Below are 25,671 nucleotides of genomic sequence, written 5' to 3'. Positions count from 1 at the left end.
GCGACCCAGGCGTATCGTCTGTGGGGAGCGGGGGCAGGAACCAACGGAGTGGAGGTGGCCATGGGCCGAGCGCTGCGGGCCGATGCCGAGCGCAGTGTGCGCGCGATCCTGGAGGCGGCCGAGCTGGTGCTCGCCGTCGATCCGAACGCGTCCATGGAGCAGATCGCCGAGGCCGCCGGGGTGGCCAGGACCACGGTCCACCGGCGCTTCGCGAGCCGGCAGGCGCTGATCGAGGCACTGGCCGAGTCGGCCGTACGGCAGCTCACCCAGGCCATCGAGGACGCGCGGCCCGACACCGCGCCGCCACTGGTCGCGCTGCACCGCGTCACCGCGAACGTGCTGCGGATCAAGGGGGCCTGGAGCTATGCCCTGGGGCAGCCGGACGATCAGGGCGGCGGGGCCGCCGCGGGCTGGGAGCGGCTCGGGGCGCGCTGTGTCGAACTCCTGGGCCGGGCCCGGGCCGAGGGCCTGCTCGACCCGGCCGCGGACCTGGAGTGGGTCCGCCGTGTCTACTACGCCCTCATCGGCGAGGCCCTGCACCACGACGAGGGGGCGGACGCCGATCCCGACGCCCGGGCGACACTCGTCGTCGACACACTGCTGTACGGCGCCGGGCGGCGGCCCGGCGCCGGCCGGGTCAGCGCGTGATGCGGGCCGCCGTCTCGATGGCCTCGGCGAGTTGCCGCACCTCGCCGTCCGCCGTCCGGTCCGCCAGGTCACCGGCGCGGTCGCCGAGTTCGGCCAGGCCGGGGTCGCCGGGGAGGGAGTCCCAGCGGTCGTCGCCCGAGCGCAGGGCGTCGGCGAAGTAGGCGGCCACCGCGGTGACCTGGAAGCGGGAGCCCGCCTCCCACACGGAGCCCTGGACGGCGCCGGTCTCCAGCTCGCCCGACTCCTCGTGCGGGTCGCGGGATCCGGGGTCGAGCCAGCGGACGGTGGCCGTGGCGAGATGGCCCGAGGCGCCGGGCGCGGTACGTACCGCGTACAGGGCGGTCACGGTGTGGCCGGGGCCGACCTCGCCGCCGTCCACACCGTCGTCGCGGAAGTCCTCGTCGGCGACCTGCCGGTTGTCGTAGCCGATGAGCCGGAACTCCTCGACGTTCTCCGGGTCGAAGGCGACCTGGGCCTTGGCGTCGCGGGCGGTGAGGTCGATGTTCCGCGGGAGTTCCTCGCAGAAGACCTCGCGGGCCTCCTCGGAGGTGGAGACGTAGGTGGTGTGGCCGTCGCCGCGGTCGGCGAGCCGTTCCATCAGCTCGTCGCCGTAGTCGCTGCCGACGCCCACGCCGAACAGGGTGATGCCGTACTCGCTGCGGGCCCCGGAGATCTTCTCCAGGATGGTGTCGGCGTCGGTGTCACCGGTGTTGGCGAGGGCGTCGGAGACCAGCACGACCCGGTTGGTGGCGTCCTCGCGCAGGCCCTCGACGGCGGTGGCGTAGCCGGTCTCGACACCGGCGCCGAGGTTGGTGGACTGGTGGGTCACCAGGTCGTCGATGACACCGTGGACGCGGTCGCGGTTGCCGTCGAGCCGGGTCATCGGCAGGACCGTCTCCGCCTCGTCGGTGAAGGTGACCAGGGCGACCGAGTCGTCGTCGCGCAGCTGGTCGGTCATCACGCCGAGGGACTCCTTGGCGAGGTCGAGGCGGCCCGGTTCCGACATGGAGCCGGAGACGTCGAGGACGAACGTGAGGGCGGCGGGCGGGCGTTCGCCCTCGTCCTCGGCGGGGCGGGTGGCGAGTCCGACACGGACCAGGGACCAGTCGGCGGCGCGGGTGCGGGCGCCGTCGACGGTGACCGTGAAGCCGTCGCCGTCGGGGCGCTCGTAGTCCTGGCGGAAGCTGTTGACGAACTCCTCCGGGCGGACCGTGGCCGGGTCGGGGAGCCGGCCGTCGGCCAGGGAGCGGCGGGCGTAGCCGTAGGAGGCGGTGTCGACGTCCAGGGCGAAGGTGGAGAGGTGGTTGGGGTCGGCGTCGGGGGCGAACCTGCGCTGGTCCTCGCTGTCCGTGTTGTTCTCGTCGGGCCGTGGCCGGCCGTTCTCGTCGGGGAGGGCGGGGGCGGGCATACCCTCGCGGCGGTCCGCCTTGTTGCTCTCGGCGGAGCCGCCACCGCCGCACGCCGTGAGCAGCAGGGTGCTTGTCGCCGTGAACGCGAGCAGCGCGGCGCGCAGTCGGCGTGTTCGGTACCGGTCCATTGCACGGGCCCCCTCGGTGTCGGTTGCTGCGGGGTGGGTCCGCGGCCCGGCGTTCGGGGTGCCGCTGCGCCCACCCGTGCCGCCCCAGCGGCACAAGTGCCCGCAGTTGGGGCGGCTCGCGTGCCCGCAGCTGCGTGGCTCTCTGTGACTGTGACGGGGGCGAGGGCCCGAACGTGCGGTACGGGGGGTTGCGGAAGGGTCTCGAAGTGGGTACGAGGGGTGGGCTTCGAGACCGGTGGGTGATCCTCCGTTGACCTAGGAGACGACGTCCTTGCGGGCGAAACCGCGGAAGGCCAGCGCGAACAGCACAACCGCGTACGTTACCGAGAGCGCGGCGCCCTGGATCATGCCGGACCACTCCGGCCGGGGCTGGACGGCGTCCGCCCAGGCGTAGTTCCAGTGCGCCGGCAGGAAGTCCCGCCAGGAGCCGAGCGCGGTCACCTGGTCCAGGACGTTGCCGACGATGGTGAGGCCGACCGCGCCGCCGACCGCGCCCAGTGGGGCGTCCGTCTTGGTGGAGAGCCAGAACGCGAGCCCTGCGGTGACCAGTTGGGAGACAAAGACGTACGCCACAACCACCACGAGCCGCTGTGCCGCGGTGCCCGGGGTAACCCCGCCGCCGGTGGGGAGCTGGAGCGAGCCCCAGCCGTAGACGACACCGCCGACGGCCAGCGCGATCACCGGGAGGATGATCATCGCGGCGAGGCTTAGGCCGAGCGCGACGGTGAGCTTGGACCACAGCAGGCGGGCGCGCGGGACCGGCGCCGCGAGCAGATAGCGCAGGGAGGACCAACTGGCCTCCGAGGCGACGGTGTCCCCGCAGAACAGGGCGACCGGGACGACCAGCAGGAAGCCCGCCGACACGAACAGGTTCACCGCGGCGAAGTTGGCGCCGGACTGGGTGGCCGTGTCCATCAGGTTGAGATGGTCGTCGACCTCGCCCCTGTTGTTTTGCTCCCCGCCGCCGACCGCGAAGGCGACGGCGAGCACAAACGGCATCAGGGCGAGGATCGCGAACATGACCATCGTGCGGCGCCGCTTGAGCTGGCGGATCAGCTCCACCCGCAGGGGCAGCGTGCGGCCCGCGCGGTAGCCGGAGGCCGTCTCGGTGCGCCGGGCCTCTTCACGGGCGTCCTCGGCGTCCGGGACCGGTGCGTCGTCGGCCCCGGTGCGCTCGGCGAGCTGGCTCATGCGGAGCCTCCGATCAGGGTCAGGAAGGCGTCTTCCAGACGGCGGTTCGGGCCCACCGACTCGACGGGCACCTCCAGGCGTACGAGCTCGGGCACCAGGTCGGCCGCGCTGCCGTCGGCGGTGAGGCGGACCAGGAGTCCGTCGTCGGTGCGGACGGCCGAGAGGACGCCCGGCAGTGCGGCGACCTTCTCGACGAGCGGGCCGTCGAGGGGCTTGCCGGTGCCGACGAGCAGGGTGTCCCCGGAGCCGATGATCTCGGCGACCGGGCCCGCCTGGACGAGCCGGCCGCGGTCCATGACGACGAGGTGGGTGCAGGACTGCTCGACCTCGGCGAGGAGATGGCTGGAGACGATGACCGTCCGGCCCGCGGCCGCGTAGCGGATCAGCACCTCGCGCATCTCGCGGATCTGCGGCGGGTCCAGGCCGTTGGTCGGTTCGTCGAGGATCAGCAGGTCCGGCAGGCCGAGCATGGCCTGGGCGATGGCGAGGCGCTGGCGCATGCCCTGCGAGTAGGTGCGCACCGCGCGGGCGAGCGCGTCGCCGAGGCCCGCGATCTCCAGGGCCTCCTCGATGTGCGAGCCGTCGGCGGGGCGGCCGGTGGCGGCCCAGTACAGCTCCAGGTTCTCCCGGCCCGACAGGTGCGGCAGGAAGCCGGCGCCCTCGACGAAGGAGCCCACCCGGGACAGCACGGTCGCGCCGGGCCGGATCGCGTGCCCGAAGACCCGGATCTCGCCCTGGTCGGGGGTGATCAGGCCCATCAGCATGCGCAGGGTGGTGGTCTTGCCGGCGCCGTTCGGCCCCAGGAGGCCAAGCACCTGGCCCTTCTCCACCCGGAACGAGAGGTCCTTGACCGCGTACCGGTCCGACGCCTTGGAGTACCGCTTGCCGAGGTCGGTGATCTGGAGCGGCACCTCGGCGAGCGCCGGGTCCGGGGCCGGGGCCGAGGTGCGGCGGCGGGCGGTGAGCAGCAGCAGGGCGGCGATCACCGCGCCGGAGATCGGCATCCACCACACCCAGGCGGGCAGCGCGGCGGCGGCGGTCGTCACGCCGGGGGCCGTCGGGACGCTCAGGTCTCCCTTGAGGGACACCGTGTACGTCGCCGGGGCGGCCGGGGAGGCGTAGCCGAGGTCGGTGGAGGAGAGGACCAGCCTGAGCGTGTGGCCCTGCTGGACCTCGTAGTCGATGGCCGGGAGGGTCAGGGTGACGTCCTTGCCGGCCTTGGCGTCCTCGACCCTGAAGGGCGTGACCAGCTGGGACGGGAGCACCTGCTGGCGTCCGTCGGGGCCGACGTCGTAGACCTTGGCGAAGAGCACGGCGTCGTCGCTCGTCGAGCGGACGTGGACCGTCGCCGTGGGTGAGCCGGTGACGCGCAGATCCTCGGCGAGCGGGGCCGACTCGAAGGAGGCGAACTGGCCGGGGAAGTCGAGGGAGATGCCGACGCCGAGCGAGGCCAGCGAGGCGAGTCCGCCGCCGGCGCCGAGGCCGGGGAGGGCGGAGACGGCGGGCGGGTTGGCGCCGGCCGGGTTGGTGACGCGCTGCTCGCGGCCGGTGAGGGCGAAGTCGCGGGTGTCGCTCTCCAGGCCGGGGTAACTGTCGGAGTCGGCGCCGCGCAGGGTGGCCTGGCCGTCGGTGGAGTCGACGCCGCCGGTGCGGGTGACACGGAAGGCGGGGCCGGTGTCGACGCCCCTGTCGTCCTTGAGGTAGCGGTCGAACCACGAGGTCACGCGCTGCTGGACGCGGGCCGTCTCCATGTCGCCGCCGTCGTGGCCGCCCGCGATCCAGTCGACGTCGACCGGGGCGCCGTTGGCGCGGATCGCCTTGGCCGCCGCGTCGGCCTGGCCGAGCGGGAACAGCGAGTCGGTCTGGCCCTGGAGCAGCAGGGTGGGTACGTCGATGCTGTCGGCGACCGCCGACGGCGAGCGCTCGTCCAGCAGGGCGCGTGCCCGGTCGTCGGGGACACCGGACTCGGCGACCCGGTCGTACATCTCGCACAGCTGGGTCTCGAAGTTGGCGCAGCCGCCGCCCGAGTTGACGAAGATGCCCGCCCACAGCTTCTTGAAGACGCCGTTCGGGAAGAGGGCGTCCGCGAGGTTCCAGTACGTGATCGCCGGGGCGATGGCGTCCACACGGTCGTCGTGCCCGGCGGCCAGGAGCGCGATCGCGCCGCCGTACGAGCCGCCCGCCATGCCGACCCGCGGGTCGCCCTTCTTGTCCAGCTGGACCTGCGGCTGCGTGGCGAGCCAGTCCAGGAGCCGGGAGACGTCGGCGACCTCGCCCTGCGGGTCGTTGATCCCGACCTTGCCGGTCGAGTCGCCGAAGCCGCGGGCCGACCAGGTCAGCACCGCGTAGCCGTCGCGGGCCAGGTCCTCGGCCTGCGCGCGCACGTCGTCCTTGCTGCCGCCGAAGCCGTGGCCGAGCAGCACGGCGGGCCGGCGCCCGTCGGAACCGGCGGTGAAGTACGAGGTGTCGAGCCGTACTCCGCCTCCCATGTCCATAACGCGGTCGGTGCCGCGTACCGCCGGCGCGTCGTCGGAGGCGACGGCCGTCCATGTCCCGGCGGCGGCGAGTACGACAACGGCGGCAGCGGCGGCCAGCAGCCGCCGCGACCGCCGTATCCCACCCGGCCGGGGCAGTCGAAGATCCATGCGTTCACAGTACGGGCCGAACCTGTCGGCGACCGACAGCTTCAGGGCTGAACCCCCGCCCCTCCTCGGGGCGTACGGGCCGCGTTCCGCATACCGCGAGTGCGGTATGCGGGCAGGCCGCGGCGGTCCCGTCCGGGGGCGTCGCGGGAGCCCGCCGCGAGCCGCGGACCCCGGTGCCGGGCCGTCGAATGTCCGAGATCACATTCGGTCCGCTGTTCGGCAGTCCACTCGATGCATTGAAAGATCGCCAAACACCGCATGTCGTGCCCGACCGGGGCATTGCCTTGAAGGTCTGCCCCCTGTGAACGGAGACGCCCTGTGCGCATGACTGACATCCAGCGCTGCGAGATCAGGCCGGGACGGCTGGTCGAGTGGACGCTCGGTCCGGAGAGCGTCGAGGCGGCGGCGGGACTGCCCGAGGACCCCCGGCCGCCCTCGTACATCCAGGAGTCGCACATCCGGACCGCCCGATCGGTGCGGGAGGACGGCCTGTTCGTGCCGACCTGGCTGGGTATCGCCTTCGACATGCCGGGGCCGGTCGACCTGGACGCGCTCCAGGAGGCGCTGTACGGCTGGACGCTGCGGCACGAGACGCTGCGCAGTGGGTTCCGGGTGGCCGACGACACGGTCCGCCGGTTCACTCTCGCCCTCGGGGACGTCTCCCTGCACCGCGAGGTCGTCGGTGACTTCCCCGACGCGGGCGCGCTGGCCCAGCACCTCCAGGACCGGTTCGACCTGGCGGCGGACGCGCTGCGCTGGCCGAATCTCATCTACACGGCGGTCGTGCGGGACGACGACACCAGCGTGTACATGGCGTTCGACCACAGCAACGTCGACGCGTACTCGATCCAGCGCATTCCGGCCGAGATCCATGAGCTGTACGAGGCCGCGGTCGCGGGGGTGCGGGTGGAGCAGCCGCCGGTCAGCAGTTACGTCGACTTCTGCGAGATCGAGCGGGCGGACGCGGACCGGATCGACGCGGGTCACGAGATCGTGGGGCGGTGGCGGGAGTTCATCCGGCGCTGCGACGGGAAGCTGCCGAGTTTTCCCGTCGACCTCGGGCTGGATCCGGCGGCCGGGCTGCCGCCGCAGCGGTTGATGCGGGAGCCGCTGGTGGACGCGGGGGCCGCGGCCGCGTTCGAGGCGTACTGCCGGCGGAGCGGGGGGAGTCTGGTGGGGATTCTCGCCGCGACGGCGCTTGTGCTGCGGGAGATCGGGGACCGGTCGGTGTACCGGACCGTGCTGCCGTTCCACACCCGGGTGAAGTCGCAGTGGTCCGAGTCGGTGGGGTGGTATGTCGGGGGTGCGCCGATCGAGGTGCCGCTGGACGCCGAGCTCGACTTTCCGTCCGCGGTGCGGGCTGTGCGGGCGCAGATGCATGCGAATCGGTCGCTTGCGCGGATGCCGTTGGCTCGGGTGCTCGCGTTGTTGGGCGAGGACTTTCGGCCTACGTCGCCCGATCTGTACTCGATCGTGTCGTTCGTCGACGCCCGGGGGATTCCCGGGGCCGGGGAGTGGGGGCGGTGGAACGCGTACGGGCTGGTGCGGGTGTCTTACGGGGATCAGGTGTGCGTGTGGGTGAACCGGCTGCACGAGGGGTTGTGGCTCGCCAGCCGGTATCCGGACACGGATGTTGCCCACAAGGCGATGCGGTTGTATGTGGAGCGGTTGCGGGATGTGATCACCGGGGTGGCTCGTGGGTGATCGCCGGGCGCGGGCCGGTGGGGGCTGATCGCGCAGTTCCCCGCGCCCCTGACCGACCAGGCCTACGGCCGGCCGCCACCTCACCGCGGAGCCGTACATCGGCATGGCCCCGCGGCTCTGAAAGTGACCTAGTGGTTGCGTGGGAAGCCCAGGTCTACGCCTGTGGGGGCGTCTGCCGGGTCGGGCCAGCGGGTGGTTACTACCTTGCCTCGGGTGTAGAAGTGGGTGCCGTCGTTGCCGTAGATGTGGTGGTCTCCGAAGAGGGAGTCCTTCCAGCCGCCGAAGCTGTGGTAGCCGACGGGGACCGGGATCGGGACGTTGATGCCGACCATGCCGGCCTCGATCTCCAGCTGGAAGCGGCGGGCCGCGCCGCCGTCGCGGGTGAAGATCGCGGTGCCGTTGCCGAAGGGCGAGTTGTTGATCAGGGCCACGCCTTCGTCGTACGTGTCCACACGCAGGACGCAGAGGACCGGGCCGAAGATCTCGTCCTGGTAGGCCTTCGCCGTCGTCGGCACCTTGTCGAGGAGCGAGATGCCGATCCAGTGGCCGTTCTCGTGGCCGTCGACCGTGTGGCCCGTGCCGTCGAGGACGACCTCGCAGCCCTCGGCCGCCGCGCCCTCGACGTAGGACGCCACCTTGTCGCGGTGGGCCGCCGTGATCAGCGGGCCCATCTCGGAGGTGGGGTCGTTGCCGGGGCCGATCTTGATCTTCTCGGCGCGCTCGCGGATCTTCTCCACCAGTTCGTCGCCGATCGCGCCGACCGCGACCACGGCCGAAATGGCCATGCAGCGTTCGCCGGCCGAGCCGTAGGCCGCGGAGACGGCGGCGTCGGCCGCCGCGTCCAGGTCGGCGTCGGGCAGGACCAGCATGTGGTTCTTCGCGCCGCCGAGGGCCTGCACCCGCTTGTGGTTCGCGGCGGCGGTGGTGTGGATGTGGCGGGCGATCGGGGTCGAGCCGACGAACGAGACCGCCTTGACGTCCGGGTGCTCCAGGAGCCGGTCCACGGCCACCTTGTCGCCGTGCACGACGTTGAAGACGCCGTCGGGCAGGCCCGCCTCGGCGAGCAGTTCGGCGATCTTGAGGGAGGCCGACGGGTCCTTCTCGCTCGGCTTCAGGACGAACGTGTTGCCGCACGCGATGGCCAGCGGGAACATCCACATCGGGACCATCGCCGGGAAGTTGAACGGCGTGATGCCCACGACCACCCCGAGCGGCTGGCGGATCGAGGAGACGTCCACGCGGCTCGCGACCTGCGTCGACAGCTCGCCCTTCAGCTGCACGTTGATGCCACAGGCCAGGTCGACGATCTCCAGGCCGCGCGCGACCTCACCCAGCGCGTCGGAGTGCACCTTGCCGTGCTCGGCGGTGATCAGCTCGGCGATGGCGTCCCGGTTGGCGTCGAGCAGCGCGCGGAACTTGAAGAGGATGGACGTGCGCTGCGCCAGCGAGGACTGGCCCCAAGTGGCGTAGGCCTCCTGGGCAGCCTGCACCGCCGCGTCGACCTCCTCCACCGACGCGAACGCGACCTTCGTGGTGACCTCGCCGGTCGCCGGGTCCGTGACCGGCCCGTACGTGCCCGACGCGCCGTCGACGGTCTTGCCGCCGATCCAGTGGTTGACGATCTTCGTCATGACCGAGTGCTCCTTCACAGATGGCGGCGTCGGGTGGAGACGTGCCGTTCGTACAGCTCACGGGCCTTCACCGCGGACGGTCGGGTCGCGGTCTCGGCCACGGGTACATCCCACCAGGCCTGCGCCGGAGGCGCGCCCGACACTGTGTCGGACGTTTGGGTCTCCACGTAGACACATGTGGGGGTGTCGGCGTCGCGCGCCTCGGCGAGCGCGGCGCGCAGGTCGGCGACGGTACGGGCGCGCAGCACCCGCATGCCGAGGCTCTGGGCGTTGGCGGCCAGGTCGACCGGCAGCGGGGCGCCCGCATAGGTGCCGTCCTCGGCGCGGTAGCGGTAGGCGGTGCCGAAGCGCTCGGCGCCGGTCTCCTCGGAGAGGCCGCCGATGGACGCGTAGCCGTGGTTCTGGATCAGCACCAGCTTGATCGCGATGCGCTCCTGTACGGCCGTGACGATCTCCGTCGGCAGCATCAGATAGGTGCCGTCGCCCACCAGCGCCCACACCTGCCGGTCCGGCGCGGCCAGCTTCACGCCGATCGCGGCCGGGATCTCGTAGCCCATGCAGGAGTAGCCGTACTCCACGTGGTACTGGTCGAAGGACCGGGCCCGCCACATCTTGTGCAGGTCGCCGGGCATCGAGCCGGCCGCGTTGATGATGACGTCCGAGGCGTCGACGATGGCGTCCAGGGCACCCAGGACCTGCGGCTGGGTGGGGCGTACGTCCGGCTCGTCGGCCTCGTAGCAGGCGTCGACGCGCTGTTCCCAGCGCTCCTTGTCCTCGGTGTACTCGCCGACGTAGGACTCGGCGACCCGGTACTCGTGCAGCAGCAGGGCGTCGGTGAGCTGCGCGAGGCCGCTGCGGGCGTCGGCGACCAGGGGGCGGCCGGCGAGCTTGTGGCCGTCGTAGGGCGCGATGTTGAGGTTGAGGAAACGGACGCCGTCGGCGGCGAAGAGGGTGCCGGAGGCGGTGGTGAAGTCGGTGTAGCGGGTGCCGACGCCGATCACCAGGTCGGCGGTGCGGGCGAGTTCGTCGGCGGTGGCGGTGCCGGTGTGGCCGATGCCGCCGACGTCCTGCGGATGGTCGTACTGCAGGGAGCCCTTGCCCGCCTGGGTGGAGGCGACCGGGACACCCGTGGCCTCGGCGAACTCGGCGAGCGCGGCCTCGGCGCGGCTGTGGTGGACACCGCCGCCCGCCACGATCAGCGGCCTGCGTGCCGCGCGGATCGCGGTGACCGCCTCGGCCAGCTCGGTCGGGTCGGCGCCGGGGCGGCGGACGGTCCAGACGCGGTCGGCGAAGAAGTCGTCCGGCCAGTCGTACGCCTCCGCCTGGACATCCTGCGGGAGCGCGAGGGTGACCGCGCCGGTCTCGACCGGGTCGGTGAGCACCCGCATCGCCTGGAGCGCGGCCGGGATCAGAGCCTCGGGGCGGGTGATCCGGTCGAAGTAGCGGGAGACCGGGCGCAGGGTGTCGTTGACCGACACATCGCCCGCGTACGGCACTTCGAGCTGCTGGAGGACCGGGTCCGCGGGGCGGGTGGCGAAGGTGTCGCCGGGGAGGAGCAGCACCGGGAGGTGGTTGATGGTGGCCAGGGCGGCGCCGGTGACCAGGTTGGTCGCGCCGGGGCCGATGGAGGTGGTCACCGCGTGCGCGGACAGGCGGTTGGACTGGCGGGCGTAGCCGACCGCCGCGTGCACCATCGCCTGTTCGTTGCGGCCCTGGTGGAACGGCATCCGGTCGCCGTACTCCACGAGCGCCTGCCCGAGCCCGGCGACGTTGCCGTGGCCGAAGATGCCCCAGGTCGCGCCGATCAGCCGGCGCCGGACGCCGTCGCGCTCGGTGTACTGGGCCGCCAGGAAGCGGACGAGCGCCTGGGCGACGGTGAGGCGCGTGGTGGGCGTCTGCGGGTTCTGTGGGGTCGTCATCGGTATCCCCCTGTGGTCTCTACGTGGTCCGGGTGGAAGCAGATCCGCCACTCCCGGGTCTCCCCCGGGCCCGCCATGACGTTCAGGTAGTACATGTCGTGGCCGGGCTGGGCGATGGACGGGCCGTGCCAGCCGTCCGGTACGAGCACGGCGTCGCCGGAGCGGACCTCGGCGAGGACGTCGGATCCGCCCTCGCGCGAGGGGAACACCCGCTGGTAGCCGATGCCGTTCGGCCCGTCGATCTCGAAGTAGTAGATCTCCTCCAGCTCGGACTCCTCGCCCGGCCGGTGCTCGTCGTGCTTGTGCGGCGGGTACGACGACCAGTTGCCGCCGGGGGTGATCACCTCGACGGCGATCAGCTTGGCGCACTCGAAAGCGTCCGCGGAGGCGAAGTTGCGGACGTGGCGTGTGCAGTTGCCGCTGCCGCGTACTTCGACGGGGACCTCCGACGCGGGGCCGTAGCGGGCGGGGAGTCGTCGCTCGCACTTCGCTCCTGCCAGGGCGAAGCGGCCTCCCGCGTCGGAGGAGATCTGTGCCCGTGCGTCACGGGGCACGTAGGCGAAATCGGTGCCCGAGGCGAACACGCTTTCCCGGCCTCGGAGTTGGAACGTTTCGCCCTCAACTTGTACGGTACATCCGCCTTCCAGGGGCAGCACGATCCACTCGCTGTCGCCGGCGGTGAACGTATGGCTGCCGCCGGGCTCCAGCGCGACGATCCGTAGACCGCTGTGCGTCCAGCCGGCCAACTTCGGGTCGATGTCGAGCGTGTAGTACGCGTCGGCGGTGGCGCCCTTCGGGACGTGCAACTCGTTGCTCATGCGGCCCTCACAGCAGTCCTACGGCGGTGTCGACGGCGGCGGCCACATCGCCGTCCGCCGGGTAGAGCAGCGATCTGCCCACCACCAGCCCTCGCACGGTGGGCAGTTGGAGCGCGCCGCGCCACTTCTCGTACGCCCCGTCCTGGTCGTCGTTGACCTCGCCGCCGAGCAGTACGGCGGGCAGGGTCGTGGTCTCCATGACCCGGGCCATGTCGTCGGGGTTCTCGGTGACCGGCACCTTCAGCCAGGTGTAGGCCGAACTGCCGCCGAGGCCCGAGGCGATGGCGACGGAACGGGTGACGGCCTCGGCCGACAGGTCGTTGCGCAGCCGTCCGTCGGCGTCCCGGCGGCTGATGAACGGCTCCACGAAGACCGGCAGCCGGCGGGCCGCCATCGCGTCGATCGCGCGGGCCGTGGACTCCATGGTGGTGAGCGAGCCCGCGTCGCCGTAGTCGATACGGAGCAGCAGCTTGCCCGCGTCGAAGCCGAGCCGCGTGAGGTCCTCGGGGCGGTGGCCGGTGAAGCGGTCGTCGAGTTCGAACGCGGCGCCCTGGAGTCCGCCGCGGTTCATCGAGCCCATGACGACCTTGCCGTCGAGGGCGCCGAGCAGCAGCAGGTCGTCGAGGATGTCCGCGGTGGCGAGCACCCCGTCGACGCCGGGGCGGGCGAGCGCGAGGCAGAGGCGTTCGAGCAGGTCGACGCGGTTGGCCATGGCGAACTTGCGGTCGCCGACGCCGAGCGCGCCCCGGGCCGGGTGGTCGGCGGCGACGATCATCAGCCGGCCGGAGGGGCCGAGCAGCGGGCGCCGGGTGCGGCGGGCGGCGGCCTCGGCGATCGCCTCGGGGTGCTCGGTGCGGGTGCGGACCAGTTCGGTTATGTCGACGACGGGGCGCGAGTCGTTGTCGCTCGGGGTGGCGGACGGGTGGGTCACTTGACGGCTCCCGCGGTGAGGGCGGCCTCGACCTCGGCCGGCGTCGGCATCGCCGAGGAGCACTCCAGCCGGGAGGCGACGATCGCACCGGCGGCGTTCGCGTGCCGCATGATCTTCTCCAGGTCCCAGCCGGCGAGCAGCCCGTGGCAGAGGGAGCCGCCGAACGCGTCTCCCGCGCCGAGGCCGTTGAGGACGGTGACCGGGAGCGGCGGGACCTCCGCACAGTCGCCGGCGCGGTTGACGGCCAGCACCCCCTTGGGGCCCTGCTTGACGACGGCGAGTTCCACCCCGGCGTCGAGGAGGGCGCGGGCGGCGGCGTGCGGTTCGCGGACGCCGGTGGCGACCTCGACCTCGTCGAGATTGCCGACGGCGACGGTGGTGTGGCGCAGGGCCTCGGCGTAGAAGGAGCGGGCCTCGGACTGGTCGGGCCAGAACATGGGGCGCCAGTCGAGGTCGAAGACCGTGATGCCGGCCTTGGCGCGGTGGGCGAGCGCCGCCAGGGTCGCCGTACGGCTCGGCTCCTCGCTCAGTCCGGTGCCGGTCACCCAGAACACCCGGGCCTCGCGGATCGCGTCGAGGTCGAGGTCGTGGGCGTCGATCTCCAGGTCCGGGGCCTTGGGCTGCCGGTAGAAGTACAGCGGGAAGTCGTCCGGCGGGAAGACCTCGCAGAAGGTGACCGGGGTCGGCAGTCCGGGCACCGGTGTGACCCAGCGGTCGTCGACACCGAACCCTCGCAGTGCCTCGTGGAGATACGTGCCGAACGGGTCGTCGCCGGTCCGTGTGATCACGGCGACGTCCCGTCCGAGCCGGGCGGCGGCCACCGCCACGTTGGTCGCCGAACCGCCGAGGAACTTGCCGAAGGACGTCACCTGCGGCAGCGGAACGCCCGTCTGCAACGGGTACAGGTCCACTCCGATCCGCCCCATGGTGATCAGGTCGTACGCCATCGAGTTCCCTTCGTGCCGTCGGTTCGGCTCACTCCGGTCGGCCTTCGCGTCGGTCCACTCCGGTTTTTAGTCCCGCGCCGGTGACCCTGTCAATGTTTTGTCCGGACATTCTGACCAGAGAACCTTCCGAGGTCCAGTGCGCCTCCCCTTCGGGCCCGCGTACGCCTTTGCTTCACGTCTGTCACAAACACCACCTCCGTGTCACATCTGTCCCGTGTACGCGGGCTCTCCGTCACACCCGGTCGACAGCCCCTGCCCGCCGGTCACTCTGCGTCGTTCAACGGGCACAGGCTTGGTGATCGCCAGCGCAGCGCACGGCTCCCCCGACGGCCGCTCCCGGCCGCCGCCGCGGCGCGCGCAGGGAGGTGCAACTCATGACCGACCGAAGGCTCTGGTCCTACAAGGAGATCGCGGCGCACATCCGGGTGCAGCCGGACACGGTGCGCTCCTACCGCAAGCACGGGCTGCTGCCGCCGCCGGACCATGTCGAGAGCGGCAAGCCGTACTGGTACGCCGACACCGTCCGCGCCTGGGTCGCCGCCCGACCCGGGAACCGGAACCGGCGGGACTAGGGCGAAACACGCCCCGGCTCCGCTCCGCCGGTGCCATGGGGGTGCGCTCCGCTCGCGCGCCCTGGACGCCCCTCGCTCCCCGCCCCGGGAGCGGGGGGCGTTATTCGATTGCCGGGGTCGACCGGTGGTGCGCAGGATCCTCGGATGAGCTTTCTGGTCAAGCCCGTGCTCACCGGTGAGAAGACCGTGCTGCGGCCGTTCACCGCGGCCGACGCGGATACCGTCTGGGAGATCCTCCAGGACCCTGAGGTCCTGCGCTTCACCTTCGAGCCGTCGAGCGAGCTGAGCCTGGACCGGGTGCGTTCCTGGTATGCCACCCGCTCCGAACAGCCCGACCGGCTCGACCTCGCCGTCACCGACCGGGCGACCGGCGAGGTCGTCGGCGAGGTGGTCCTCAACGAGTGGGACCCGCACCGGCGCGGCTGCAACTTCCGCACCCTGATGGGCCCCCGCGGCCGAGGCCGCGGCCTCGGCACGGAGGCGACCCGGCTCATCGTGGGCCACGGCTTCGAGGAACTCGGTCTGCACCGGATCTCGCTGGAGGTCTACGGCGACAATCCGCGGGCCCGGCGGGTGTACGAGAAGGTCGGGTTCGTGGTGGAGGGCGTACGGCGGGAGGCGTCCCTCCGGGACGGGGTGTGGGTGGACGAGGTGCTGATGGGGGTGCTGGACCGGGAGTGGGCGGGGCATCGGGGGTGGCCCGAGGGTGCCCGTCCCCAGGGCGTCAGGTCCAGGGGTTGATCACCGTCACCCCCGAGCCCGGGGCCGTGCCCATCGCCTCCAGTGCCTGCGGTACCGCGTCCAGGGGGATCTCCGACGTCACCAGCAGGTCGGGGCGGAGCACACCCGACGCGACCAGCTCCAGCATCTCCGGGTAGGTGTGCGCGGCCATACCGTGGCTGCCGAGGATCTCCAGCTCCCAGGCGACGGCACGGGCCATCGGGACCGGTGTGGTGCCGGTGTCCGAGGGGAGCAGGCCGACCTGGACGTGCCGACCCCGGCGGCGCAGGCCGTTGACCGACGCGGCGCAGGTCGTGGGGGAACCCAGGGCGTCCAGGGAGAGGTGCGCGCCGCCGTGCGTCAGCTCGCTGACGGCCTTTGCCGTGTCCGGCACGGTGGACGCGTTCACGCATTCCGTCGCGCCGAACTTCCTTGCCAGCTCCAGGGCTCGGGGGGACACATCGATCGCGACGACCCGTGCGCCGGCCGCCGCCGCGATCATCACCGCCGAGAGGCCCACTCCGCCGCAGCCGTGTACCGCGACCCACTCGCCCGCGGCAGCCCTGCCCTTCTGGACGACCGCGCGGAACGCCGTGGCGAAGCGGCAGCCCAGTGATGCCGCCGTCGCGAAGGTCATGTCGTCGGGGAGGGCCACGAGGTTCACGTCGGCGTGGTCCAGTGCGACGTACTCGGCGAAGGAGCCCCAGTGGGTGAAGCCGGGTTGTGTCTGGCGTTCGCACACCTGGTGGGCTCCTGCTCGGCAGGAGGGGCAGGTGCCGCAGGCGCAGATGAAGGGGACGGTGACCCGGTCGCCGGGGTGCCAGTGGGTGACGGCGGGGCCGACGGTCTCGACCGTGCCGGCCAGTTCGTGGCCCGGGACGTGCGGGAGTCTGATGTCGGGGTCGTGGCCCATCCAGGCGTGCCAGTCGCTTCGGCAGAGGCCTGTCGAGCGGACTCGGACGGTTACGCCGTGGGTGGGTGGGGTGGGGGTGGGGATGTCGTGGATCTCTGGGGGGTGGGAGTGGCGTTCGATGACGACTGCCCGCATGGGGGCTCCCTTCTTTGCGGGCAGTATTCCGGTTGAGTGTTCAGTGCGGGGGTGTGGGGTGCGGGGGCTTTTCGCGCAGTTCCCCGCGCCCCTAGGTGGGTGGGACCTCGCGGTCATTGTGTGTGCGGCAGCGTCGTGGCTTTTCGCGCAGTTCCCCGCGCCCCTCGGTGGGTGTCGCCTCGCGGTCATTGTGTGTGCGGGGGCGTCGTGGCTTTTCGCGCAGTTCCCCGCGCCCCTGGGTGGGTGTCGCCTCGCGTTCGTTGTGTGTGTGGCGGCGTCGTGGCTTTTCGCGCGGTTTCCCGCGCGCCTGGGTGGGGGTGCCTTGCGTTCGTTATGTGTGCTGGGGGGTTGGGGTTTCTTGGGGCTCTGGGGCGGGGGGCGTTGCGTTGCCTGGGGATTCGGTTATGCCTATGTGGGTGTGGAGTTTGCGTAGGGCGGGTGGGGACCACCATGTGGCTTTGCCTGTGAGGCGCATTACCGCTGGTACCAGGAGGCTGCGGACGACCATGGCGTCCATGAGGACCGCCAGGGCTATGCCGAGGCCCAGCATCTTGGTGTTGGTGACTCTTGAGGTGCCGATGGCGATCATGACCACCGCCAGGATGACGGCCGCCGCCGTGATCAGGCCGCCCGTGCGTTGCAGGCCGTGGCGGATCGCCTCCTCGTGGTCGCCCGTCCTGTCGTACTCCTCCTTGATGCGGGAGAGCAGGAACACTCCGTAGTCCATGGAGAGTCCGAAGGCGACGCAGAACATCAGGACGGGGAGGGTCGTCTCGATGGAGCCGGGGCTGGTGAAGCCCAGCAGGCCGGACAGGTTGCCGTCCTGGAATACCCAGACCACCGCGCCGAACATCGCCGTGAGGCTGAGCGCGTTGAGCAGGATCGCCTGGAGGGGGATCAGCACACTGCCGGTCAGGAGGAAGACCAGGATCAGGGTCACGACCGCGATGAAGGCCGCCGCCCACGGCAGTTGTTCGGCTATGGCCGCCTTCGAGTCGACCAGGACCGCCGCCGTGCCGGTCACGCTGGTGTCGAAGGGGGCGTCGGTGGCGCGGATCTCGTCCACCAGGCGCTGGGCCGGTTCGTCGACGGCCTCGCCGTCCGGCAGGACCGTGAAGTACGCCGCGTCGCCGTTGACCAGCGGGCCCTCGACGCGCAGGACGTCCGGCAGTTCGGTGATCCGCTGCTTGTAGGCGGTGTACTGCGCCTGCGTCGCGCGGCCCTCGGCGAGGACCTCCAGGCCGCCGCCGGGGCTGCCCGGGAAGCCGTCGCGGATGTGCTGCTGGACGACGTGGGACTCGGCGGTCGACGGCAGTTGGCGGTCGTCGGCGGTGCCGAACTTCACGCCCAGGAAGGGCAGTCCGAGCAGGACGAGGACGGCGGTGGTGGCCAGCGCGAAGAACGGCGCCCTGCGCATGACCAGGTCCGCCAGGCGGGCCCAGGCCCGGCCCTCGGACCCGGGCGGCCTGCGCCGGGTGCCGCGGCGCAGGGCCCGGCGCAGGTCCAGGGAGTTGACCCGGTGGCCGAGCAGCAGCAGGGCCGCCGGGAGGAGGATCAGGGCGGCAGCGGCGGCCAGCACGACCACGGCGATACCGGCGTAGGCGAAGGACCGCAGGAAGTACTGCGGGAAGAGCAGCATCGCCGCCAGGGAGACCGCGACCGTGAGGGAGGAGAACAGGACCGTGCGGCCCGCCGTGCGCAGGGTGGTGCCGACGGCGGTCAACGGGTCGGCGCCGTCGGCCAGTTCCTCGCGGAAGCGGCGGACGATGAACAGGGCGTAGTCGATGGCGAGGCCAAGACCGAGGGCCGTGGTGAGGTTGAGGGCGAAGACGGAGACGTCGGTGAACTCGGTCAGGCCGCGCAGGACGGCGTTGGTGCCGAGGATCGCGACGATGCCCACACCGAGCGGCAGCAGGGCCGCGATCGCGCTGCCGAAGACCATGACCAGCAGGACGAGCGTCACCGGCAGGGCGATGAGCTCGGCCCGCAGCAGGTCCTCCTGGATGGTCGTCTGCATGTCGTGGCGGACCGAGACGATGCCGCCGAGCCTGACATCCAGCGGGCCGTGGGTGCCGCGGAACTCCGGGGCGATGCGCTCCAGGGTTTTGCTCGCCTCGTTCTCCTCGCCGGTGATGCGGGCCGCTATCAGGGCCTCGTGGCCGTCCTCGGCGCGCAGGGCGGGCGACCGGGACTGCCAGTAGGAGCCGACGCCCGCGACGCCCTCCTCGCCGGCCAGGCGCTCGGCGAGGCGGCGGGCCTCGGCGGCGACGGCCGGATCGTCCACGGAGGCCTCGCCGGCGTCGACGAGCAGCAGGAAGTTGGGCTGGGAGTCGGGGAACTCGCGCTCCAGCGCACTGGTCGCGTAGGTCGACTGGGCGTCCGGGTCCTCCCAGCCGCCGCCGCCCAGCCGGTCGCCGACCCCGCTGCCGGCCAGCACGGCGAGTGCGGTCAGGACCAGCGCGACGAGCAGGGACAGCCGGGGCCGGGCGGTGACGAACCGCGTCCAGCCACCCGGGCCCGGCGGTCGTGACGGCGTGTTGACTTCGGTCATCGTGCGGTGTCCCCTTCACCTTGACCCGTGTCCACCCGACCCGTGCCCACCCGGCCCGTCCGCCCTGTTCGGGCCGGACCGGCAGCACAGGCAGGTGCATGGGTCAGCTGTTGCCATAGACTGGCAAACACGAGAGATCGCTCGCGTTTCTCAAGAATGCGAGCGACCACTCGCGTTTGTCAATCGCGTTCGGAGAACTGGGGATGACTCGTGCCCGACACACCCGCGCCCGAGCAGACGGAGGAACGGCCCAAACGCCGCCAGGCCCGCGGCGAACGCCGTATCGCCCAGCTCCTGGAGGCCGCCGCGACCGTGTTCAGCACCACCGGCTACACGGCGGCCAGCACCAACGCCATCGCCCGTGAGGCGGGCGTCTCACCGGGCACGCTCTACCAGTTCTTCCCGAACAAGGAAGCGATCGCGATCGAGCTGGGCGAGCGGCTGATGCGGGAGATGCGGGAGGCGTACGGCGAGGCCCTGGCGCCCGTCGACCGGGCCACCCCACTGGAGGAGGCGGTCGGTTCGGCCATCGACCGGTTCGTCGCCTTCAACTGCGACCACCCGGTGTTCTTCGCGCTGATGCACGGCCCCGACATCCCGGGCCGGATCGCCGAGGAGCACGACGCCCTGCACGCGACCCTCCTGAGCCGGGTCCGGGACCTGCTCTCCTCGCTCCTCCCGCCCGACACCCCCGAGGCCGACGTCGAACGCACGGCGAACGTCTGCCTCAGCACGTACAAGGCGGGCCTGGAACTGGTGCTGGGCAGCGCGGGCGCCGAGCGCGAGGCCTATGTGACGGAGCTGAAGCACGTACTGATCCGCTACCTCACCCCCCTCGTCGCCTGACCCGCCCCACCACCGGCACCCTCCCCCACCACCGGCACCCTCCCCCGGACCGGGAACCCGCACCACCCCGCCCCGCCGCGACCCGCCCCCTCCAGGCACCCCCGCCTCCTCCCGGACTGCGAACCCGCCCCGCCCCCCTTAGGGTTCGGACAAATCGGCCCCGACCGGCCGATGGCGTACCCGTCGCCGTACCCGGAGCACAGAGGGACCCGTCGTGACCCACACCCCACCGCCCGGCACCCCCCGGGCCCGTATCCCCGGACCGCAGCAGCCGCCGTCCGCACGGCCGCAGATCAGGCCGGGGCTGTGGCGGCACTGCCTGTGGGGCGGCCTCGCCCTGTGGGTGCTGACCGCCCTCGTGACGTACGCGACGAAGAACACCACCCTGCTGCCGACGCTGATCCTGCTCGGCAGCTTCCTGGTGCCGGTGACCTTTGTGCTCTGGGCCTACGAGCGGCACGGGCGCGATCTCGGCGTCGGCGTGATCCTCGGCTGCTTCCTGACCGGCGGCACACTCGGGGTGCTCGGCGCCTCGCTGATGGAGTACTACCTCCTGCACCCGTCGCTGTGGATGTTCGTCGGCGTCGGGCTGATCGAGGAGGCGGTGAAGCTGGCCGCGCTGATGTTCGTGCTGCGCCGGCAGCCCCGGATCCGCGGGATGCGCGCCGGGCTGGTGCTCGGCGCGAGCGTCGGCTTCGGGTTCGCCGCGCTGGAGAGCGCGGGCTACGCCTTCAACGCGGCCGTCTCCACCGAGGGCATCGATCTGCGGGCGCTGATCGAGACGGAGATCCTGCGGGGTGTGCTGGCCCCGTTCGGACACGGCCTGTGGACGGGGATCGCCGGTGGCGTGCTGCTGTCGTACCGGCGCCCGGACGGACGCTTCCGGCTCGCCGGGCCGGTCGTCGTGACGTACTTCGGGGTGTCCCTGCTGCACGCCCTGTGGGACTCGACGCACGGCATCGCGGTCTGGCTGGTCGCGCACGTGACGGACACGGGGCTTCAGCGGCAGCTGTTCTCGCTGGGGTACATCCCCCACCCGACCGAGGAGCAGCAGCACCTGTTTACGTTGTTCTCGGTGGGAGGGATGGTCGCGGTGGCGTTGTTGGGACTGGCGTGGGGGCGTTCGCTCGCGAGACGCGACCCCTCTTGGAGAAATACCCCGTAGGGGTATAGCGTTGGGAGTAGTGGGCCTCACTGGGCCACCTCAGTCCCGCACGCCTCGACGAGGAGAACGACATGACCGCCCAGACCGACACCTCCGGTTCCGTCACCGCCGTCTACAAGGTGAACGGGATGACCTGCGGCCACTGTGAAGGCGCCGTCCGCGAGGAGCTCTCCCAGCTGTCCGGCGTCGACTCGGTGCAGGCCGTCGCGGCGTCGGGCGAGGTCACGGTCGTCTCCACCGCCCCGCTGGACGAGGAGGCCGTCCGCGCGGCCGTCGACGAGGCCGGTTACGAACTGGTCGGCCGCGCCTGATCCAGGCCCCGGCACCCCCGCGGGACCGGGCCGCGCGCGAAGCACCCCTTCCCGGACCGGGCCGTCCCGCAGCGGCCCGGTCCGTTCCGTCGTCTGGAGTACGGAAGACATGTCCAGCACCACCGACCACTCCCCCATAGCCGCGACGAGCGCGCCCGCCTCCGAGGTCGAGCTGGTCATCGGCGGGATGACCTGCGCCTCCTGCGCGGCCCGTGTGGAGAAGAAGCTCAACCGGATGGACGGCGTCAGCGCCACGGTCAACTACGCGACCGAGAAGGCGCGGGTCAGCTACCCGGCCGGCACCGACGTCGCCGATCTGATCGCGACCGTGGTGAAGACGGGCTACACCGCCGAGGAGCCGCGCCCCGAGGTGCCCGAGCAGACGGCCGACACCCCGGACGACCCGGAACTGGCGGCCCTGCGGCAGCGGCTCGTCGTGACCGTCGCGCTGGCCGTCCCGGTGGTGCTCCTGGCGATGGTCCCGGCCCTCCAGTTCGACAACTGGCAGTGGCTTTCGCTCACCCTCGCCGCGCCCGTCGTCGTCTGGGGCGGCCGGCCCTTCCACCGCGCCACCTGGACCAACGCCCGGCACTCGGCCGCGACCATGGACACCCTGGTGTCGATCGGCACGCTGGCCGCGTTCGGCTGGTCTCTGTGGGCGCTGTTCCTCGGGGACGCCGGGATGCCGGGCATGCGGCACGGCTTCGACCTCACGGTCTCCCGTACGGACGCGGCCTCGACGATCTATCTGGAGGTCGCCGCGGGAGTCACCGCGTTCCTGCTGCTCGGCCGCTATCTGGAGGCGCGCGCCAAGCGCCGGGCGGGCGCCGCGCTGCGGGCCCTGATGGAGCTGGGCGCCAAGGACGTGACCGTGCTCCGTGCGGAACGCGAGGTACGGGTGCCGGTGGCCGAACTGGCCGTCGGCGACCGGTTCGTCGTACGCCCCGGCGAGAAGATCGCCACCGACGGCACGGTCGTCGAGGGGCACTCCGCCGTCGACGCGTCCATGCTGACCGGTGAGTCCGTGCCGGTGGACGTGGCGGCCGGGTCCGCCGTGACGGGCGCGACCGTGAACGCCGGCGGACGGCTGGTCGTCGAGGCGAACCGGGTCGGCGCCGACACCCGGCTCGCGCGGATGGCGAGGCTGGTCGAGGAGGCGCAGAGCGGCAAGGCGGCCGTACAGCGGCTGGCCGACCGGATCTCGGCGGTCTTCGTGCCGGTCGTCCTGGTGGTCGCGACGGCGACCTTCGGCGGCTGGCTGGGCGCCACCGACGACCCGACGGCCGCGTTCACCGCCGCCGTCGCCGTACTGATCATCGCCTGCCCCTGTGCGCTGGGCCTGGCCACGCCCACCGCCCTGCTGGTCGGCACGGGCCGCGGCGCGCAGCTGGGGATCCTGATCAAGGGCCCGGAGGTGCTGGAGTCCACCCGCAGGGTCGACACCGTCGTCCTGGACAAGACCGGCACGGTCACCACGGGCCGGATGACCCTCCAGGAGGTGTACGCCGCCGAGGGCACCCACGAGGACGAGCTGCTGCGGCTCGCGGGCGCCCTGGAGCACGCCTCCGAGCATCCGGTGGCGCGGGCGGTCGCGGCGGGCGCCGAGGAGCGGCTCGGCGCGCTGCCGGGTGTGGAGCGGTTCGAGAACGTCCCCGGGCGGGGCGTACGCGGGTCCGTGGAGGGCCGTGAGGTGGCCGTGGGGCGCCTCTTCGACGACGGACTGCCCGAGGAGCTGGCGCGCGCCGCGGAGGCCGCCGAGCGGGCCGGGCGTACGGCGGTGGTGGTCGGCTGGGACGGGGCGGCACGCGGCGTTCTGGGGGTCGCCGACGCGGTGAAGGAGACGAGCGCCGAGGCGGTGCGCGAGCTGCGCGCGCTGGGGCTCACGCCGGTGCTGCTGACCGGTGACAACCGGACCGTCGCCGAGGCCGTCGCACAGTCGGTCGGGATCGAGCAGGTGATCGCCGAGGTGCTGCCCGAGGACAAGGTGGCCGTCGTACGGCGGCTCCAGGGCGAGGGCCGGACCGTGGCGATGGTCGGCGACGGTGTGAACGACGCGGCGGCGCTCGCGGCGGCCGATCTGGGGCTCGCGATGGGCACCGGGACGGACGCGGCGATCGAGGCGGGCGATCTGACGCTGGTGCGCGGCGATCTGCGTACGGCCGCGGACGCGATCCGGCTCTCGCGCCGGACGCTGGCCACGATCAAGGGCAATCTCGTCTGGGCCTTCGGCTACAACGTGGCCGCGCTGCCGCTGGCCGCCGCGGGGCTGCTGAACCCGATGATCGCGGGTGCGGCGATGGCCTTCTCCTCGGTGTTCGTGGTGACGAACAGCCTGCGGCTGCGTAACTTCCACTGAACGACCGGTCACAAATGTGGGAAGTTACCGTGGGTTCGCCGAAGTCGTGACCTGGGACCCTCTGGAACCCGGCGCGAGCCTCACATAAGCTCTTCACAAGGCTCGCGCATCTTCCTTACGCTTGAGCCCCGTTCGTCGTATCGGGTCTCAAGCGTATACAACGGGACATATGCAAGAGACGCAGATCACAGTGATGAGAACGTAACCATCGAAGGGGTTCGACGGTCTAAGTTGACGATGTCAGACGGCGTCTTGGGGGGCGTCGGACGACATCTGAGGATGTCTTGGGGGACTTCCTCGGAATTGCGTTGCCGGGACACGTACACCGGGAAGCTTTGAGCGGCCCTCCCAGCGTGCGTTGTCCCGGCAGATGCATCAGCACCACTGAGATCTGCCGCACCACAGCAGAACAACCGAACAGCAGAACAACTGCACACGAGTACGACGAGTTCTGCTCGTTGTGCTCACACAGCGATTCAGGCGCTGTCCAGACGCCCGGCCGGATCCCGTGGGGGGAATCCGCACCGGGACATGGGAAGGCGCCCTGGTCGTCGGCCCGTGGGGGGACTGACGTACCGGGGCGCCTTCTGCATTGCCGGGTCGCTCAGCAGTGCTTCGGGCCGCCTCCCCGAGGACAGTGCGTTGTGCCGCTTCCTCGTGGACGGGGCCTGTGCCCGCCAAAGCAACAGGCCCCGCATCCCACTGCTGGGGAATACGGGGCCCGGGGCGAAATGACTCAGCGTTCCTCGACCGGAATGAAGTCGCGCTCGACGACGCCCGTGTAGATCTGGCGCGGGCGGCCGATGCGCGAGCCCGGCTCCTTGATCATCTCGTGCCACTGGGCGATCCAGCCCGGGAGCCGGCCGAGGGCGAACAGGACCGTGAACATCTCGGTCGGGAAGCCCATGGCCCGGTAGATCAGGCCCGTGTAGAAGTCGACGTTCGGGTAGAGCTTGCGCTCGGTGAAGTAGTCGTCGGAGAGCGCGTGCTCCTCCAGCTTCAGCGCGATGTCCAGCAGCTCGTCGGACTTGCCGAGCGCGGAGAGCACATCGTGCGCGGCGGCCTTGATGATCTTGGCGCGCGGGTCGAAGTTCTTGTAGACCCGGTGGCCGAAGCCCATCAGGCGGACGCCGTCCTCCTTGTTCTTCACCTTGCGGATGAAGGAGTCGACGTCACCGCCGGAGGTCTGGATGTCCTCCAGCATCTCCAGCACCGACTGGTTGGCGCCACCGTGCAGCGGGCCCCACAGGGCGCTGATGCCGGCGGAGATCGAGGCGAACATGTTCGCCTGCGAGGAGCCGACCAGTCGCACGGTGGAGGTCGAACAGTTCTGCTCGTGGTCCGCGTGCAGGATCAGCAGCTTGTCGAGCGCCGCGACGACGACCGGGTCGAGGTCGTACTCCTGGGCGGGGACCGAGAAGGTCATCCGCAGGAAGTTCTCGACGTAACCGAGGTCGTTGCGCGGGTAGACGAACGGGTGGCCGATCGACTTCTTGTACGCGTAGGCCGCGATCGTCGGAAGCTTGGCGAGCAGCCGGATCGTCGAGAGGTTGCGCTGCTTCTCGTCGAAGGGGTTGTGGCTGTCCTGGTAGAAGGTGGACAGCGCGGAGACGACCGACGACAGCATGGCCATCGGGTGGGCGTCGCGAGGGAAGCCCGTGTAGAAGTTCTTGACGTCCTCGTGCAGCAGGGTGTGCTGCGTGATCTCGCCCTTGAAGGCGGAGAGCTGGTCCACGGTCGGCAGTTCGCCGTTGATCAGCAGGTACGCCACCTCCACAAAAGTGGAGCGCTCGGCCAGCTGCTCGATCGGATAACCGCGGTACCGGAGGATCCCCTGCTCGCCGTCGAGGTAGGTGATCGCGGATTTGTAGGCGGCGGTGTTGCCGTAGCCGCTGTCCAGGGTCACAAGACCGGTCTGGGCGCGCAGCTTCCCGATGTCGAAGCCCTTGTCCCCGACGGTGCTGTCGATCACCGGGTAGGTGTACTCGCTGCCGTCGAACCGCAGTACTACAGAGTTGTCGCTCACGTCTTCCCTCACCGACGTAGTGCCTCATCTTCGAGGTGCCCTGACTGTCTCTACCATCCCCCATTTGGCTCAGGAGAGTGCACTCGGGGTCGACCATTGGGCCTA

General features: G+C 71.4%; 19 protein-coding genes. 8 read left to right on the top strand and 11 right to left on the bottom strand.

The features are described from left to right. Positions 1-60 precede the first annotated feature (60 nt). Entirely contained in the window at positions 61-648 is a 588-nt protein-coding gene (locus tag ACIQAC_RS25235) for a TetR/AcrR family transcriptional regulator (protein ID WP_402194350.1), read from the top strand. Here the strand turns inward: ACIQAC_RS25235 and ACIQAC_RS25230 are convergent. The 3 genes from ACIQAC_RS25230 to ACIQAC_RS25220 all read right to left on the bottom strand — a co-directional run bounded on the left by ACIQAC_RS25230 (position 638) and on the right by ACIQAC_RS25220 (position 6,021). Continuing rightward, positions 638-2,185 carry a von Willebrand factor type A domain-containing protein gene (locus ACIQAC_RS25230; protein WP_402194349.1) on the bottom strand — a complete coding sequence of 516 codons (1,548 nt, stop codon included), beginning with the start codon at positions 2,183-2,185 and terminating at the stop codon, positions 638-640. The two genes, ACIQAC_RS25235 and ACIQAC_RS25230, sit on opposite strands and share 11 nt — an antisense overlap. A gap of 255 nt (positions 2,186-2,440) precedes the next feature. Beyond that, positions 2,441-3,376: an ABC transporter permease gene (locus ACIQAC_RS25225; RefSeq protein WP_402194347.1), complete on the bottom strand. Its 936-nt coding sequence runs from the start codon at positions 3,374-3,376 to the stop codon at positions 2,441-2,443. Next, positions 3,373-6,021, bottom strand: coding sequence for an alpha/beta fold hydrolase (locus ACIQAC_RS25220; RefSeq protein ID WP_402194346.1), 2,649 nt, complete (start codon positions 6,019-6,021; stop codon positions 3,373-3,375). The genes ACIQAC_RS25225 and ACIQAC_RS25220 overlap by 4 nt, the downstream gene beginning before the upstream one ends. A gap of 318 nt (positions 6,022-6,339) precedes the next feature. On the opposite strand from ACIQAC_RS25220, the gene ACIQAC_RS25215 reads away from it, so the two are divergent. Then, the gene (locus ACIQAC_RS25215; RefSeq protein WP_402194344.1) at positions 6,340-7,725 is read left to right on the top strand and encodes a condensation domain-containing protein; all 1,386 of its coding nucleotides are present in this window, start codon (positions 6,340-6,342) and stop codon (positions 7,723-7,725) included. A gap of 128 nt (positions 7,726-7,853) precedes the next feature. On the opposite strand, the gene mmsA is transcribed toward ACIQAC_RS25215, so the two are convergent. The 5 genes from mmsA to iolC are packed head-to-tail and all read right to left on the bottom strand — an operon-like array spanning position 7,854 to position 13,971. Beyond that, on the bottom strand, positions 7,854-9,356 hold the full coding sequence (mmsA, locus tag ACIQAC_RS25210) for a CoA-acylating methylmalonate-semialdehyde dehydrogenase (RefSeq protein ID WP_402194343.1): 1,503 nt from the start codon (positions 9,354-9,356) through the stop codon (positions 7,854-7,856). 14 nt (positions 9,357-9,370) lie between these two features. Beyond that, the gene (gene iolD / locus ACIQAC_RS25205; protein WP_402194341.1) at positions 9,371-11,275 is read right to left on the bottom strand and encodes a 3D-(3,5/4)-trihydroxycyclohexane-1,2-dione acylhydrolase (decyclizing); all 1,905 of its coding nucleotides are present in this window, start codon (positions 11,273-11,275) and stop codon (positions 9,371-9,373) included. Then, positions 11,272-12,093, bottom strand: coding sequence for a 5-deoxy-glucuronate isomerase (gene iolB / locus ACIQAC_RS25200; protein WP_402194339.1), 822 nt, complete (start codon positions 12,091-12,093; stop codon positions 11,272-11,274). Before iolB ends, iolD begins: the two co-directional genes overlap by 4 nt. 7 nt (positions 12,094-12,100) lie before the next feature. Then, positions 12,101-13,024 (bottom strand): deoxyribose-phosphate aldolase, encoded by a 924-nt coding sequence (locus ACIQAC_RS25195; protein ID WP_402194337.1) that lies wholly within the window; start codon positions 13,022-13,024, stop codon positions 12,101-12,103. Beyond that, positions 13,021-13,971: a 5-dehydro-2-deoxygluconokinase gene (iolC, locus tag ACIQAC_RS25190; RefSeq protein ID WP_402194335.1), complete on the bottom strand. Its 951-nt coding sequence runs from the start codon at positions 13,969-13,971 to the stop codon at positions 13,021-13,023. The genes ACIQAC_RS25195 and iolC overlap by 4 nt, the downstream gene beginning before the upstream one ends. A 374-nt stretch (positions 13,972-14,345) precedes the next feature. Here iolC and ACIQAC_RS25185 point away from each other — a divergent pair, with 374 nt between their 5' ends. Together ACIQAC_RS25185 and ACIQAC_RS25180 are read left to right on the top strand one after the other, a co-directional pair. Beyond that, entirely contained in the window at positions 14,346-14,543 is a 198-nt protein-coding gene (locus ACIQAC_RS25185; protein ID WP_402194333.1) for a helix-turn-helix transcriptional regulator, read from the top strand. A 144-nt stretch (positions 14,544-14,687) separates the two neighbouring features. Further along, positions 14,688-15,284: a GNAT family N-acetyltransferase gene (locus tag ACIQAC_RS25180; protein WP_402194332.1), complete on the top strand. Its 597-nt coding sequence runs from the start codon at positions 14,688-14,690 to the stop codon at positions 15,282-15,284. On the opposite strand, the gene ACIQAC_RS25175 is transcribed toward ACIQAC_RS25180, so the two are convergent. Next, positions 15,268-16,311 (bottom strand): zinc-dependent alcohol dehydrogenase family protein, encoded by a 1,044-nt coding sequence (locus ACIQAC_RS25175; RefSeq protein WP_402194331.1) that lies wholly within the window; start codon positions 16,309-16,311, stop codon positions 15,268-15,270. The two genes, ACIQAC_RS25180 and ACIQAC_RS25175, sit on opposite strands and share 17 nt — an antisense overlap. 331 nt (positions 16,312-16,642) lie before the next feature. Beyond that, entirely contained in the window at positions 16,643-18,862 is a 2,220-nt protein-coding gene (locus ACIQAC_RS25170) for an MMPL family transporter (protein WP_402194330.1), read from the bottom strand. A 210-nt stretch (positions 18,863-19,072) separates the two neighbouring features. Between ACIQAC_RS25170 and ACIQAC_RS25165 the strand changes: the two genes are divergently transcribed. The 4 genes from ACIQAC_RS25165 to ACIQAC_RS25150 all read left to right on the top strand — a co-directional run bounded on the left by ACIQAC_RS25165 (position 19,073) and on the right by ACIQAC_RS25150 (position 23,540). Beyond that, on the top strand, positions 19,073-19,708 hold the full coding sequence (locus tag ACIQAC_RS25165; protein WP_402194329.1) for a TetR family transcriptional regulator: 636 nt from the start codon (positions 19,073-19,075) through the stop codon (positions 19,706-19,708). Between the two features lie 214 nt (positions 19,709-19,922). Continuing rightward, positions 19,923-20,873 carry a PrsW family intramembrane metalloprotease gene (locus ACIQAC_RS25160; RefSeq protein WP_402194328.1) on the top strand — a complete coding sequence of 317 codons (951 nt, stop codon included), beginning with the start codon at positions 19,923-19,925 and terminating at the stop codon, positions 20,871-20,873. A gap of 71 nt (positions 20,874-20,944) precedes the next feature. Then, the gene (locus ACIQAC_RS25155; protein WP_402194326.1) at positions 20,945-21,184 is read left to right on the top strand and encodes a heavy-metal-associated domain-containing protein; all 240 of its coding nucleotides are present in this window, start codon (positions 20,945-20,947) and stop codon (positions 21,182-21,184) included. 109 nt (positions 21,185-21,293) lie between these two features. After that, complete coding sequence (locus ACIQAC_RS25150) at positions 21,294-23,540, top strand: heavy metal translocating P-type ATPase (RefSeq protein WP_402194325.1); 2,247 nt, start codon at positions 21,294-21,296, stop codon at positions 23,538-23,540. Between the two features lie 736 nt (positions 23,541-24,276). Here ACIQAC_RS25150 and ACIQAC_RS25145 read toward each other — a convergent pair. After that, the gene (locus tag ACIQAC_RS25145; RefSeq protein WP_402194323.1) at positions 24,277-25,566 is read right to left on the bottom strand and encodes a citrate synthase; all 1,290 of its coding nucleotides are present in this window, start codon (positions 25,564-25,566) and stop codon (positions 24,277-24,279) included. Positions 25,567-25,671 lie beyond the last annotated feature (105 nt).

It is taken from the genome of Streptomyces sp. NPDC088387 (assembly GCF_044753385.1).
Lineage (GTDB): Bacteria > Actinomycetota > Actinomycetes > Streptomycetales > Streptomycetaceae > Streptomyces.
This window is presented reverse-complemented; position numbering and strand designations above follow the sequence as displayed.